Source organism: Corynebacterium sp. LaCa_23 (assembly GCF_058182375.1).
This window is the reverse complement of the sequence record NZ_CP190825.1, coordinates 1,440,592-1,453,393: the sequence shown is the minus strand read 5'-3', so window position 1 is coordinate 1,453,393 and position 12,802 is coordinate 1,440,592. Positions and strand designations below refer to the sequence as shown.

Here is a 12,802-nt window from a genome sequence, read left to right as displayed (position 1 = left end):
GAGGAGCAGAAATATCAGACACGTCTAGGCAGTCTAGTCCACTCCAGGCGCAGAATGAACCGGCTGGGGCAGGTAGGATTGGCTAAGTGACTGATTCGAATTCGCTACCGCAGGAACTAACGCCAGTTGGAGACGTCAAAATTAAGCGCCTCGATAAAGGACTGCCGATGCCATTTCGGGCCCATCGGGGTGACGCCGGCGCCGATCTTTATGCTGCCGAGGCGCTTACCCTCCAACCTGGCGAACGCGCCCTCGTTGGCACCGGTATAGCCATGGCCTTGCCGCTGGGCACCGTGGGCTTAATCCATCCGAGGTCTGGCCTAGCAGCTAAACACGGGCTGTCCATTGTCAATACGCCGGGTACCGTGGATGCTGACTACCGCGGGGAGATCAAGGTGTGCCTGATCAACCACGATTCCCACACCCCGATCGAGATCGAGCGCGGCATGCGCATCGCTCAACTCGTGGTACAGCGTGTAGAACTAATGGATTTTAGCGAAGTAGAAGACTTGGATGAGACCGACCGCGGTACCGGCGGCTACGGATCAACCGGGGTATAGGAAGGATTACAAAATGGGTATTTGGCCATTTGGCAAAAAGAAAAACGATGACAACCGGAAGGAAGAGCCGGAGGCCTCACGGCAGTCGCAGCCGCAAGAGCCTGCCGCTGATTCCGCAGGATCGGCTTCGGCTGAATCGAATTCCTTTGCATCCGTAAAAGATACGGCTGCCGATGCCGCCGCAGCTTCGGGACAGGTGCCAACGGAGTTTGCCCACGACGCCGTAAATGGCGAAACCGGCCCCTTCGATGGCGATTCCGTCAATATCGAAGACTTTGACTTTTCTGATTCTTCCATCGGCATCCTTGACCTTGGCTCGATGCGCATTCCGCTGCCCAAGGATTCCCAGGTCCAGGTAGAAATGGGCGAACAAGGCCCGAAGATGCTGCACATTGTCACCAAGGCGGGCCGTATTACTCCCGTTGCCTTCGCAGCTCCACGCAAGCCTGGCCAGTGGGCTGAATCCGTGGAAGAAATCAAGGAAGGCATGAGCCGCGATGGGCTATCCGTCACCACGGAGCAAGGCCCCTGGGGTTTGGAAATCGTTGGCAAAAATGACAACGGTCAGCTCCGCGTCATTGGTGCCGAAGGCCCGCGGTGGATGCTGCGCTTGACTCTTGCAGCACCGACCGGCCTTGAAGAAGATTTGGCACAGATTGCGCGCGATGTACTATCGCGCACCTTTGTCTACCGCGGTGAAGATCCCATTTTGGCGGGCAATGCACTGCCGGTCATCATGCCCAAGCAGCTGGTGGAGCAGGTCAAACAAGCCATGGAAAAGCGCCAGCAGGACCAATCAGGCGCAAATTCCCAGGGGCAGGCGGCCCAAGGTCACCCAGAAAACGGAGTAGGCGGCCCCGATCCCGCAGCTGAGGCGGAAGCCGAACAGCAACTGCGCGATTTGGGCGCGCAGCCACACGAGGGGGAGAATGAATCTCCTACACATGACAAAGACAAGGGGTCTAACCCCGATACCGATAAGTAAGTAAAGCAGAACGCTACGTGAGTAACTCTTTGCCGGAGCCGCAGGCTCCACAGCTAGGCGACGACCAGGACCGCGATACTGAGCCAACTCTGTTGGAACAAATGGGAGGCCTTCCCGGACTGGTTGCGGCCACCTTGCCCATCGTCGTCCTTATTCCAGTTAATAGCCTTTACGGCCTAACCCCGGCGCTCATCTCCGCGCTGGGTGTGGCGGTAGTGATCGCCATATGGCGCATCGTTCGCAAACAGACCATTCAGCCGGCCATCTCTGGCCTTATCGGGGTGGCCATTTGCGCCGCCATCGCCTGGTTTACCGGCGATGCCAAAGGCTACTTCCTATACGGCATTTGGATGTCACTGGCCCTGTTTATCGCCGCGTCGCTATCAATTCTCTTCCGGTGGCCGGCCGTTGGCGTTATCTGGAAGGGCTTGAACGGCGATGATATGGCCTGGCAGAAGGTAAAGCTTGCGCGCAGGGCCTATTCCATTGCCACCGCCGGGTGGGCCGTTATCTTCTTAGCGCGGTTTATTATCCAGCGCGCGATTTATGATGCCGGGGAGACGACCGCCTTGGGCATTACCAGGATCGTCATGGGCTGGCCCTTGACGCTATTGGTGACCGCATTGACCGTGTGGATGGTGCGCCGCGCAGATGCCGCGGTAGAAGCGGCAGAAAATGCCGGGCTTGCCACAAGTTCAGATCGCAGTACACAAGAGTTCGAGGCAGAAAATGAATGAGTCCGCTCTATCTCGCGGAGACACCCTGGAGGTCACCATTGACCGCATGGCCCATGGTGGACTCGGCATAGGCCACGCTCCAGACGGGCGCGTCGTCTTTGTCCCTCGGGCTTTTCCGGGGGACACGGTTCGCGCAACCGCCGGTAAGGTGAAAAAGTCCTTTATCAAGGGCGAACTCGATAGCATCGTCACCGCAGGGGCTCTGCGCGTACCCAGTAGTTGCCCCGCCGCGGAGCTTGGTGCTGGGTGCTGCGATTTTGCAGAGTTGGATCCCGCAGCGGAACTAGACATAAAGATGGACGTTCTCCGCGAACAGCTGCGCCGTAGCGGCATAGAAGGGCTCGAGTCCCTCACTATTGAACAACACGACCTGCCGCCGGTACGGGGCTGGCGGACGAGGGTCAGGTTGGGCGTCGACAAGCAAGGCCGCGCCGGATTGCGGAAGTACCGCTCGAATGAGCTGGTGACTTCTGTCGGTTGTACCCAACTAGCAGATGGCTTGATTGATGGTTTGGTAGGCGACGGCGCGCGGCGTTTTACCCCGGGGGCCGAAATCGTCGCGGTTCTCGATGGCGCGGGTAACCGGCATGTGGTGGAAACGCGCAAGGCACCGCGGGGCAGGCGCGTGGAGACCATTCGCGAGGTCATCGAGGGCTCTGGCACCGTGGTCGAATACGTCAATGGCCGCGAGTTTTCCTTCCCTGCCACGGCCTTTTGGCAAGCGCATGTTGCGGCGCCGGAGATTTATAGCGCTATGGCGGGGCAGTGGCTGGCCGGCCGGAATTACCAGCAGAAGATTGCCTGGGATTTGTACGGCGGCGTCGGTTTATTCGCGCCCGCGCTATCAGAAGCCACCGGCGGAAAAGTCATTTCCGTGGACTATTCGCCCGCGGCAACGGCGACTACGCAGCCGGGGTTGCGTGATATCGATATTGCAGTCAAATCCGCGAAGGTAGAACAGGTTGCTGCGCAATTGCCCCAACCTGGTGCCGTGGTGCTCGATCCGCCGCGAACCGGGGCGGGCGAGCAGGTTATCCGCGCCGTGGCGGAGGCAAAGCCGCAGGCCGTGGTTCATGTGGGCTGCGATCCCGCAACCTTTGCCCGCGATCTATCCCTGTGGCACAGCGCTGGGTACAAGCCTGAGAAAATGGCGCTAATCAATGCCTTTCCTGGCACCCATCACTTTGAGGTTATCGCTCTTATTACCCCAGATAAGGAAGCAGATAAGCCGGCGCAGAGTTCCGTTTAACGCGAAAATACCTCGCCTGAAGTAATGAGCCGATATAAAAGAAAATACGGACCACGGGTACGGTGGATAGGAAGAACTAAGCACAGAAGGAGTTGAAGGCCGCTCCATGACTATCTTGGATACCATAAACTCGCCGCAAGACCTGAAGGCACTGCCTGCAGAAAAGTTGGAGGAACTTGCGGCGGATATTCGCCAGCGCCTCATCGATAAGGTATCGGTGACTGGTGGGCACTTGGGGCCCAATTTGGGCGTGGTGGAATTGACCATTGCGCTGCACCGGGTCTTTGATTCCCCGCGCGAGCCCATCATCTTCGATACCTCCCACCAGTCTTATGTGCACAAAATGTTGACTGGCCGCACGGCCCAATTCGATACCCTGCGCCAAAAGGGTGGCCTGTCCGGTTATACGGACCGCGGTGAGTCCGAGCACGACTGGACGGAATCCTCGCATGCTTCCGCCTCGCTATCGACGGTGGATGGACTGTCTAAGGCTTTCAAGATTCGCGGGGAAGGCCACCGCAACGTCATCGGCATCGTCGGCGATGGCGCGCTTACCGGCGGCATGTGCTGGGAAGCGCTCAATAATATCTCTGAAGATAAAAAGCGCAATGCGGTCATCGTGGTCAATGACAACGGTCGCAGCTATTCGCCCACGATCGGCGGCATTTCTGAAAACCTGGGGCGCATTCGTTCCCAGCATGGCTACGACGAGCTCATGGAGCAGGGCAAGCGCCGCTTGAAATCCATGGGGTGGGTAGGCGAGCGCGCCTTTGATGCGCTCCATGCCATGAAAGAAGGCGTCAAGTCCACGGTCTTGCCCACGGAGATTTTCCCTGAGCTGGGCATTAAATATATTGGCCCCATCTACGGCCATGACATCGATGGTTTGGTGCATGCGCTTTCCTATGCCCGCGATTATGAGGGCCCCATTATCGTGCATGTGGTCACGGAAAAGGGCCACGGGTTTGCGCCTGCGGTCAATGAGCCGAAGGATCAGATGCACTCGACGGGCGCTATCGATCCGGTAACCGGCGTAGCGAAGGGCACCAAGCAGCCGGGGTGGACGGCCGCATTTTCTGAAGAATTGGTCGCGGCGGCGGAAAAGCGCGATGACATCGTTGCAATCACCGCAGCCATGGCGGGTCCTACAGGGCTGGCTCCCTTCCAGGAGCGTTTCCCAGAGCGGTTCTTTGATGTGGGCATCGCCGAGCAGCACGCGATGGCCTCTGCCTCTGGTTTGGCTTTGGGCGGCATGCACCCCGTGGTGGCTGTGTATTCCACGTTCCTGAATAGGGCTGTGGATCAGGTGATCATGGATATTGCCTTGCTCAAGCTGCCGGTGACCATCGTGCTGGACCGTGCGGGCGTGACGGGATCTGATGGCGCCTCCCACAACGGAATTTGGGATATGTCCTTAATGAGCATTGTCCCTGGCATGCACATCGCTGCCCCGCGCGATGGTGCGCGCCTGCGCGAGCTCTTTCACGAATCTCTGGACATTGATTCTGGGCCTTCAGTCGTCCGGTTCCCCAAGGGAAACTTGCTGCCCGATATGGAAGCCGTGGATACGCTTGCCGATGGCGTCGATATCCTCTACTACGGCGAGGCCGATGCCGGTGAGGATACCCCCGAGGTTCTCATCGTTTCTATCGGTGCGATGTCTGCACGGAGCATTAAGGCCGCGCAAGAGCTGGAGAAGCAGGGGCTCAACGTCACGGTCATTGACCCGCGATGGGTCGCGCCAGTGGCAAGCTCCGTCATCGCTATGGCGGCAGATCACGATCTGGTGGTGACGGTAGAAGACGGCCTCATTCGCGGCGGCATCGGGTCCATGATTGCTGAGGCTCTCGGAGCCGCAGAGGTGGATACCCCGGTGCGGCGCCTTGGCGTTCCTGGCTACTTCCCCAAGCACGGTTCCCGCGGCGAGGTTTTGGAAGAGTTTGGCCTAAGCCCAGGGCTCATTGCTGCATCGATTACCGAGTGGGTAGACAACCTCACCGATTAGTGCGGCTGGGAAAATAGGCTCGCGATCAATGCCGGGGCAACGAGGTTGACCTGCCATGACCGCGCGCCTTCGCTTTCTAGGAAGGCGGGCACGTCTTCAGGCTGGCTGATGGTGCCGCTCCCACCAATCGCCGCCCACACGGCAGCGCGGAGGGTAGCGGGTCGCAGTAGCAGCTCCGATGGTAGCCCGAGCTCTTCGGCGATGTCCCCAACGGCGGCGCGGATTTGCTGATACTCCTCCCACAGTTCTGGATACTCCCTGGACCACACCGATTTGGAGGGAACGGTTCTTTCCTCACGGAGCGCACCCGGGCGCCCCCGCGGTGGAATATTCTGGGACTGCTGCACCGCCCGCAACCAGCGCTGCGCGGCGCCTTTGCGCCGGCGCGGAAATCCCCTGATGTGGGTGAGCTGCGGCTGCGTGCTGGGCAGGATCCGGGCAATCTCTACCAGGACCTTATTGGGCAGTACCCGCCCAGGCGCGGTATCGGTTCGCCGGCTAATATCATCGCGCAGGTTCCACAGTGATTGCGCCGCGGCGCGCTGCTTCCCATTCTTTAAGCTCGATACTCCCTTGATATCGCGCCAGGAGCCCGGCTGTGGGGAGGTGTCATGTGCATGCTTGGCGACGATTGCCGCGCACTCCTCCAGCATCCACTCCAGCTTTTCTTGTTCGGCCAAGATATCGCGCAGCGTCGTAGCTAGTTCCAGCAGGAGCTCGACATCGAGTGCGGCATAAGCGCGCATTTCTTCACTCAACTGCGGGATGGACCAGTCATCGTCGCCGTGGCCCTTTTCTAACTGGACATCGAAAAGCTCCGCGATAATGGCGCCCAAATTGGTGCGGTGAAAGCCAGCAAACCGGGCGGCCAATTCCGTATCGAAAAGGGCGCCGGGGAAAAGCCCGAGCCACCCAAGAGAGGGGAGATCCGAGGGGGCGGCGTGAATGATCCAGTGCTGACCATTGAGCACCGGGGCCAGCACCTGGGTTAACTCCGCGCGGTGGCCTTCTGGAGCAAAAAGCATCGTCCCGGCGCCGTTACGGCGAATCTGGATGAGAAAGGCGCGGTCATCGTACCGGTAACCTGAGGCGCGTTCGGTATCGATGGCAAAGGCCCCGGTGCCCGCCTGCAATCGCGCGGCCGCCTCGGCAAATTCCGCCGGGGTGGATAAGACCTTCGGAATACCCTCCTTCGGACGCTTCCGAAATTCCACCATCTTAGCGGCCGAGCTCAGTAACGCCTTCAGGCGGCAGGCCCGCGACGTTGGCTAAGACTTGTGCAAAGGCCTGCACGTGCGGTGCTAAATCTAGTCCCTCCGCGGTCCACGATGCGCGCATTTCAATCTGATAAGCGCGCGGGGGACCGCCGATCTCTCCGAAGCGGACCGAAGCGGTGGAGGTGACGGTGCCGCCGAGGTTGGTAAGCTCCGCGCCCTCTTTTTCTAAGCCTTCATTGAGCCACTGCCAGGCGACGTCCGGCAGCAACGGATCTCCTGCTACCGAATCATCCATATCGGCCTGGATATACGCCACTAGGCGCATCGCGCCCTCCCAGGCCTCTTCCGCGCCTGGGTCATGGAGGAGGATGAGGCGCCCGAAGGCATCGCCATCTGAATCGGTGGCGATAATATCGGGCTCCTCTTCCGTGCCCACCTCAAGGCCAATGGCGTGGCTAAAGGGGGCTAGCCGCTGCGGTGGGCGAATGGACCCGAGGCTAATCTCAGGGCGAAGAGCGGCCGCGTGCATGGACTCTACCGCCTGAGTAAATGCCGGCGGCGTCGTCGGCTCTTGTGCCTCGTCGTTGCGGCGTAGGGAGGTAAAGGCTGCACCATCTCCGGAGTTGCCTCCGGCATTCTTACCGGCGCTGGGCGTGGTCGATTCGGAATTACTCACCTTGATAAAGCTATAGTTTCACCACCTTGAGCTGGCGGAGGCGCGCCGATAGTGGGAGGCACACAGGGGAGAGGGATGACAATCGGTGTAACTCCAACTTATGATGGATATGTCCGAATATTCGAATAAGCTTCTGCAAAGGAGAAGGCAATGGCGAAGCTCGATTTCAAGGAACTCAACGAAGTACAGCAGTACTCCCAACACGCCGTTTTTAAGGTGATTCCAGGCGGTCTGGGCACCGAGCGCGAGGAGATTATCTCCCAAGCCCAAGAATTCTTTGCGGAGCTAGAAAAGGACAATAAGGTCACCGTTCGCGGCGTCTACGATCTGACCGCGATGCGCGATTCTGCAGACTTCATGATCTGGTGGCACGCTGAGGAATTTTCCGATATCCAAAAAGCCTTCGGCGATTTCCGCCGGGAGACCACCTTGGGCCAGGTAAGCGAGGTGACCTGGATTGGAAACGCCTTGCACCGGCCGGCCGAGTTCAATAAATCCCACTTGCCTTCCTTCATCATGGGGGAAGAGCCCAAGGAGTGGATTGCCGTCTATCCATTCGTGCGTTCGTATGACTGGTACACGATGGACGAACAAAAGCGCCGCCGCATTTTGATGGAACACGGCATGCAGGCACGCGACTACCCCGACGTGCGCGCCAATACTGTGCCGGCATTCGCGCTTGGGGATTATGAGTGGGTGCTAGCCTTTGAGGCCGACGAGCTGCACCGCATCGTGGACCTGATGTATAAGATGCGCTATACCGAAGCCCGCCACCACGTCCGCGAGGAAATTCCTTTCCACACCGGACGCCGCGTGAAGGACATCGCAGAACTCATTAAGGTTTTGCCTTAAGATGTGAAACAAAAACAGCGCTGGGAGCACCCTTTACTGGAGCGAGCTCCCAGCGCTGTCATTTGATCTCACTGCGCGTGGTAGTGAAATCCTAGTTTTCCTCGATGGGCTTTTCTTCCAGGTTCAAGGAAATAGAGTTGATGCAGTAGCGCAGGTCAGTCGGGGTATCGTAGCCTTCGCCTTCAAAAACGTGGCCCAAGTGGGACTCGCAGTTGGCGCATAGTACCTCGATGCGGCGCATGCCCAAGGAGTTATCTTCCCGTTCGATGATCTTGTCACCGGCTAGCGGGGAGAAGAAGGAAGGCCAACCACAGTGGGAATCGAACTTCTCGGTGGAACGGAATAGCTCCTCGCCGCAGGCCTTGCAGGAGTAGACACCTTCTGTGGTGGTATCGGTGTATTTGCCCACGTGCGGAGGCTCCGTACCAGCTTCGCGCAATACGTAATATTCTTCGGGGCTAAGGCGCTTTTGCCAGTCGGCATCAGCAATGAGCTTAAAATCAGTCATGACTTTAAGTTTAATCCTTTATTTGCGTTGCACGCCACCATCCGGCAACGCAGGCGAAGATGATGACGATGAGCAGGCTCCATCCCACGGTGCCGGAGAAGAAGTTCATCCACCGCCCAGCATCCGGGTGCGCGTGCGATGTCCATGACACAGGCGCCAAGAACAGGAACGCGGCCACCCATGCGCCCACTGAGTGAAAGACCGAGCGCGGCAGGACTACGGTGAATATCAGCGGGAATAGCCACATTGAATAATATTGCTGTCCTAGCGAGGACAAGAAGAAGATCCCCACCATAATCGCGCCACTCGTCGTCAGCGCCCAAAACACCGGTTCGGATTGTCGCCACCGCAATAGCCCAAGCACTGCGCAGCCGATCAAGGCAGCGAAGATTACCCACACCACCCAGTAGAGGACTGGTCCAAATTCCACATAGGCGCGTAATCCCGCCCAGGAGGAATTGGCATAATCGCGGGTCGTGGACAGATAGGGCACAAGCTTGTCCAGGTAACCGCTTGCACCGGGCACCAGGGGCCACGCGAGGAGGTTAAGCACCACTGGAATCCCCAGCCCCGCGAGGAGGTTGCGCCACTGCAGCTTGACTAGGGGCAAGAAGAGGAGGGGTGCGAATTGGGGCTTAATCAAAATGGCTAGCCCAATGGCTATGCCGGAAACCCACGCGAGCTGCGGGGTGCGCTCAGCCTCTAAGAAAGCCCACAGGAAAAGCACCATGCAGAATAAGAGCACACCGTTGATATTGGTAAACGCCAAAGTATTGGTGACAGATTCCGTGGCGAAGGCTAAAGCGATAGAGACCGGAAACACCGGCGAGGTGAGCTTTCTTCCCACCACGTGGGTCAGCAGTGCTAATGCGGCAATGATGGCAAGGGCATTGACCACGATGAAAAGCCCGCGCGCTGGGCCAAAATCGAGCCACGCTAAAGGCGATAGGAATAGCGTTGCACCCGGGGTGTAGAGATACAACGGATCCACATGGTTATAGGCCTGCTCATACACCGGAATACCGTCGACCATGCGCCTTAGCGCGCTATAGACCGTGGTGAAATCATCAGTCAGCGTCCCATTGCGCGCGACGATGAAAACGCGCTGAATGACGAGGAGAACGGCAATAGGCCATGCGGCGGCGTTTATTCGAGCAGACACGACCTTTTAGTCTACGGGTTCAGACGCGCGCGAGTATCGCAGAAACACCGTGCTATCAGTATCTGCGGCAATATTTTCTAGGTGCATTCGGCGGTGGGAGTGCGTGCCATGAAAGGTAGCCACGGGCTTTTCCACGCCGGTGGACAGGTGGGGATCCAAGGTGAGATACATCTGGTCGATGGCATCGATATGCACCAGCTGGCCGAGCATTCCTGGCCCACCCTCGCAGAGGATGCGCTGAAATCCACGCTCCCGCAATATGCGGAGGTAGTCCTGCATGGTGCCTTCACCTGCATCGATTACCTCTGCGCCTGCCGCCTCAAGAGGACCTTTCCTCGCGGACACCTCCGGGTTCTGCAGCGCCGCGTGGGGGACAAGGAAGAGCGGGGCGGTGGTGAAGTGGGTTAAGAATTTCGAGTCCGGCTCAAACTTCAAGCTTTGCGTGGGTACGGCAATGGGAGCGGGAGGCGAATCGGGAGAGTGTTGCTCTACTCCCGAATAATCTTCTGACCTGACCGTTTGCCCACCCACAAAAACAACGTCCGCCCAGCTGCGCAGGGCCTGGAAAAGCTTTCCATCGGTGTCATTGCCCATGGCCTCAGAGAGGTTGTTGATGGTGGCAGACCCGGTGAGGGTAGAAACCATATTGGCCCGGAGGGCGGGTAGGTGAGTGGGCTCGGGCCCTAAAAGCGAAGCTATGTCCATGTTCTGCCAGTGTAATGGTTGTGCGAGCCTGAAGGGCCCCCGTTAACTACACCAGCCGAATGAGCACAACACCGGTTAAGAGCAGGGCAATGCCAAGGACCTGGCGGGACTTAATGGGGGCGCCGCTTACGCGGTCAATGATGAGCGAGCCCAGCATCGAGCCAAGCAGGCCGGCGACGACGGTGAGGCCAGTACCAATCTGCGGAACGAGGGCGGCGTTGCCGAAGATGAAAAGCGCGCCCAATACACCGCCTATCCACATCCACCACGGGTTAGGTTTTCCTTCCGGGCGCTCGATGCGGGGGCGCCAGCGCAACACGATATTGACGATGACCAGGGCGGTAACGCCGACGGCGAAAGATACCAGCGCAGCACTGACTGGGGAGCCCGTGACTTGGCCCAGATGTCCGTTGATAGCGGATTGGCTAGCGGTAAAACAGCCAAAGATAAACCCGGCGAGCCGCCAGAGCCACAGGGCGGTCGCGGAATCCTCACTACTTGTTGCAGCGCTCGGGGTAGCTACCACCGCAATCACGCCGATAAGCACGATAATGGCACCGATGGCACGCACTGCTGTGAGAGAAGATTGAGGGGACTCGAAGAGCCCGAAGTGGTCAACAATGAGACCCATGATGACTTGCCCGGCAATGGGTAAGACCACAGTCTGTACCGCGCCTAGGTGCGGATAGAGAAGAATATTTCCGGTCAAAGCGACAACGCCCAGCAAACCGCCGAACCAAATCCAGAGTGGCTCGTTAAAAGCCTGGGCAATGCCGTAGTTACCGCCGGTAACGGCGGTGGCCACGATGAGCAGGGTTACCGTTCCTACGGCGAAGGAAATCATCGAGGAGGAAAACGGGGTACCGGTGGAGGCGCGAAGGCGAGTATTAACCAGCGTTTGTATCGGTAAAACCAGACCAGCAAGAATTCCCAAAAGTATCCACAACACGGGTGGACACTTTACTCAGATAAGCCAAAAAGCCTACTTGAATGGGAAAAGCCCATCTAAGCAAACGAAATTAAGCTTAGGTGGGCGGTGGTGGTCCTAACTGGGATTGAACCAGTGACCTTTCCGGTGTGAACGGAACGCTCTCCCACTGAGCTATAGGACCTTGCGGGGGATAAATCTACACCCGGTGCATTCCATTTTCCTAATTGGCTGGATGGAGGGCGCGGAAGGTGGGGTTAAAACGGATATGTCTGGGAAGGTGAGCGCGCGGGTTAAATGACAACCCTGCAATTCACACCGTCGATAAGTGAGTGATTTACGCCGCGCAATAGGTGTGCTGGGCTGGGGATTTGGAAACTAGCAGGGAGCACGATAATGTTTGTTCACGCACCGCAAAGCATTAAGCACTGCGGCGCGATGCGGATGTAGCGCAGTTGGTAGCGCATCACCTTGCCAAGGTGAGGGTCGCGAGTTCGAGTCTCGTCATCCGCTCCACGCTTTTCTAGAGGGTATTATGCCACCAAGGAAAGTGGAACTAAATGAATAGCGCGCGATTAGCTCAGTGGGAGAGCGCTTCCCTGACACGGAAGAGGTCACTGGTTCAATCCCAGTATCGCGCACAAGGACTTTGTCCTAGAAACTGGGCCTGGTTTCGCATGCGGATGTAGCGCAGTTGGTAGCGCATCACCTTGCCAAGGTGAGGGTCGCGAGTTCGAGTCTCGTCATCCGCTCCAACACTGTATTGTGTGAGGCGGTATCGCCACGGTGGAATGGCCGAGTGGTGAGGCAACGGTCTGCAAAACCGTGCACACGGGTTCGATTCCCGTTTCCACCTCAACGTCTTAATGCCTTCGGGCATTAGGCGCGATTAGCTCAGTGGGAGAGCGCTTCCCTGACACGGAAGAGGTCACTGGTTCAATCCCAGTATCGCGCACAAGGGTCACCTTGTGGCCCTTGGTGAATCTTTTGATTTACCTGCGGATGTAGCGCAGTTGGTAGCGCATCACCTTGCCAAGGTGAGGGTCGCGAGTTCGAGTCTCGTCATCCGCTCCATTCAAGCCGCCTTGTTAGCAAGGCGGCTTTTTGCATGCGGTAATCTCAAAGCTTCTGTAGTGATGGAGATCGCAGACTTTTTCGCTTTGGTGCGGAACTATGGGGATATGGTTCCCGACTATTGATAGAGACACCCTGATGACC

Annotated in this window: 12 protein-coding genes and 7 tRNA genes; 12 read left to right on the top strand and 7 right to left on the bottom strand. The window is 58.0% G+C overall.

Going from position 1 to position 12,802, the window contains the following annotated elements; genetic code table 11:
* The first annotated feature begins 86 nt into the window (after positions 1–86).
* The 5 genes from dut to dxs all read left to right on the top strand — a co-directional run bounded on the left by dut (position 87) and on the right by dxs (position 5,536).
* The gene (gene dut, locus ACP8IT_RS07065) at positions 87–560 is read left to right on the top strand and encodes a dUTP diphosphatase (RefSeq protein WP_023017381.1); all 474 of its coding nucleotides are present in this window, start codon (positions 87–89) and stop codon (positions 558–560) included.
* 13 nt (positions 561–573) lie between these two features.
* Positions 574–1,545: a DUF3710 domain-containing protein gene (locus ACP8IT_RS07060; protein ID WP_490289814.1), complete on the top strand. Its 972-nt coding sequence runs from the start codon at positions 574–576 to the stop codon at positions 1,543–1,545.
* A gap of 29 nt (positions 1,546–1,574) precedes the next feature.
* Entirely contained in the window at positions 1,575–2,282 is a 708-nt protein-coding gene (locus tag ACP8IT_RS07055; RefSeq protein WP_005278951.1) for a DUF3159 domain-containing protein, read from the top strand.
* Positions 2,275–3,531: a class I SAM-dependent RNA methyltransferase gene (locus tag ACP8IT_RS07050; RefSeq protein WP_490289813.1), complete on the top strand. Its 1,257-nt coding sequence runs from the start codon at positions 2,275–2,277 to the stop codon at positions 3,529–3,531. The genes ACP8IT_RS07055 and ACP8IT_RS07050 overlap by 8 nt, the downstream gene beginning before the upstream one ends.
* Positions 3,532–3,637: 106 nt before the next feature.
* Positions 3,638–5,536 (top strand): 1-deoxy-D-xylulose-5-phosphate synthase, encoded by a 1,899-nt coding sequence (dxs, locus tag ACP8IT_RS07045; protein ID WP_490289812.1) that lies wholly within the window; start codon positions 3,638–3,640, stop codon positions 5,534–5,536.
* Here dxs and ACP8IT_RS07040 read toward each other — a convergent pair.
* The gene (locus ACP8IT_RS07040) at positions 5,533–6,753 is read right to left on the bottom strand and encodes an HRDC domain-containing protein (protein WP_490289811.1); all 1,221 of its coding nucleotides are present in this window, start codon (positions 6,751–6,753) and stop codon (positions 5,533–5,535) included. The two genes, dxs and ACP8IT_RS07040, sit on opposite strands and share 4 nt — an antisense overlap.
* A gap of 1 nt (position 6,754) precedes the next feature.
* On the bottom strand, positions 6,755–7,429 hold the full coding sequence (locus ACP8IT_RS07035) for a DUF3000 domain-containing protein (RefSeq protein ID WP_023022634.1): 675 nt from the start codon (positions 7,427–7,429) through the stop codon (positions 6,755–6,757).
* Positions 7,430–7,579: 150 nt separating this feature from the next.
* Between ACP8IT_RS07035 and hemQ the strand changes: the two genes are divergently transcribed.
* Positions 7,580–8,281, top strand: a complete 702-nt coding sequence (gene hemQ / locus ACP8IT_RS07030; protein WP_023017388.1) for a hydrogen peroxide-dependent heme synthase — start codon at positions 7,580–7,582, stop codon at positions 8,279–8,281.
* Between the two features lie 91 nt (positions 8,282–8,372).
* Here hemQ and msrB read toward each other — a convergent pair whose 3' ends face one another.
* The 5 genes from msrB to ACP8IT_RS07005 all read right to left on the bottom strand — a co-directional run bounded on the left by msrB (position 8,373) and on the right by ACP8IT_RS07005 (position 11,768).
* Positions 8,373–8,789: a peptide-methionine (R)-S-oxide reductase MsrB gene (gene msrB / locus ACP8IT_RS07025; protein WP_005283348.1), complete on the bottom strand. Its 417-nt coding sequence runs from the start codon at positions 8,787–8,789 to the stop codon at positions 8,373–8,375.
* A gap of 10 nt (positions 8,790–8,799) precedes the next feature.
* Entirely contained in the window at positions 8,800–9,951 is a 1,152-nt protein-coding gene (locus ACP8IT_RS07020) for a glycosyltransferase family 87 protein (RefSeq protein WP_126319179.1), read from the bottom strand.
* Positions 9,952–9,957: 6 nt separating this feature from the next.
* The gene (locus ACP8IT_RS07015; protein ID WP_237800533.1) at positions 9,958–10,656 is read right to left on the bottom strand and encodes a dihydrofolate reductase family protein; all 699 of its coding nucleotides are present in this window, start codon (positions 10,654–10,656) and stop codon (positions 9,958–9,960) included.
* 46 nt (positions 10,657–10,702) lie between these two features.
* A complete protein-coding gene (locus ACP8IT_RS07010; RefSeq protein WP_237800534.1) occupies positions 10,703–11,605 on the bottom strand; it encodes a DMT family transporter in 903 nt (300 codons plus the stop codon).
* An 88-nt stretch (positions 11,606–11,693) separates the two neighbouring features.
* A tRNA-Val gene (locus ACP8IT_RS07005) sits at positions 11,694–11,768 on the bottom strand.
* A gap of 256 nt (positions 11,769–12,024) precedes the next feature.
* Here ACP8IT_RS07005 and ACP8IT_RS07000 point away from each other — a divergent pair.
* From ACP8IT_RS07000 to ACP8IT_RS06975, 6 genes are all read left to right on the top strand, one after another.
* Positions 12,025–12,100 (top strand) — tRNA-Gly (locus ACP8IT_RS07000).
* Between the two features lie 53 nt (positions 12,101–12,153).
* Positions 12,154–12,225, top strand: a tRNA-Val gene (locus ACP8IT_RS06995).
* Positions 12,226–12,263: 38 nt separating this feature from the next.
* Positions 12,264–12,339: transfer RNA gene (locus ACP8IT_RS06990), tRNA-Gly, on the top strand.
* Positions 12,340–12,369: 30 nt separating this feature from the next.
* Positions 12,370–12,440, top strand: a tRNA-Cys gene (locus tag ACP8IT_RS06985).
* Between the two features lie 27 nt (positions 12,441–12,467).
* A tRNA-Val gene (locus tag ACP8IT_RS06980) sits at positions 12,468–12,539 on the top strand.
* Positions 12,540–12,582: 43 nt separating this feature from the next.
* Positions 12,583–12,658 (top strand) — tRNA-Gly (locus tag ACP8IT_RS06975).
* Positions 12,659–12,802: the final 144 nt, after the last annotated feature.

What these genes read in the sequence shown, in the direction of transcription:
- ACP8IT_RS07050 (WP_490289813.1), top strand. Translation starts at nt 2,275, where the DNA reads ATGAATGAGTCCGCTCTATCTCGCGGAGACACCCTGGAGGTCACCATT.
- hemQ (WP_023017388.1), top strand. Translation starts at nt 7,580, where the DNA reads ATGGCGAAGCTCGATTTCAAGGAACTCAACGAAGTACAGCAGTACTCC.
- ACP8IT_RS07060 (WP_490289814.1), top strand. Translation starts at nt 574, where the DNA reads ATGGGTATTTGGCCATTTGGCAAAAAGAAAAACGATGACAACCGGAAG.
- ACP8IT_RS07015 (WP_237800533.1), bottom strand. Translation starts at nt 10,656, where the DNA reads ATGGACATAGCTTCGCTTTTAGGGCCCGAGCCCACTCACCTACCCGCC.
- dxs (WP_490289812.1), top strand. Translation starts at nt 3,638, where the DNA reads ATGACTATCTTGGATACCATAAACTCGCCGCAAGACCTGAAGGCACTG.
- ACP8IT_RS07040 (WP_490289811.1), bottom strand. Translation starts at nt 6,753, where the DNA reads ATGGTGGAATTTCGGAAGCGTCCGAAGGAGGGTATTCCGAAGGTCTTA.
- msrB (WP_005283348.1), bottom strand. Translation starts at nt 8,789, where the DNA reads ATGACTGATTTTAAGCTCATTGCTGATGCCGACTGGCAAAAGCGCCTT.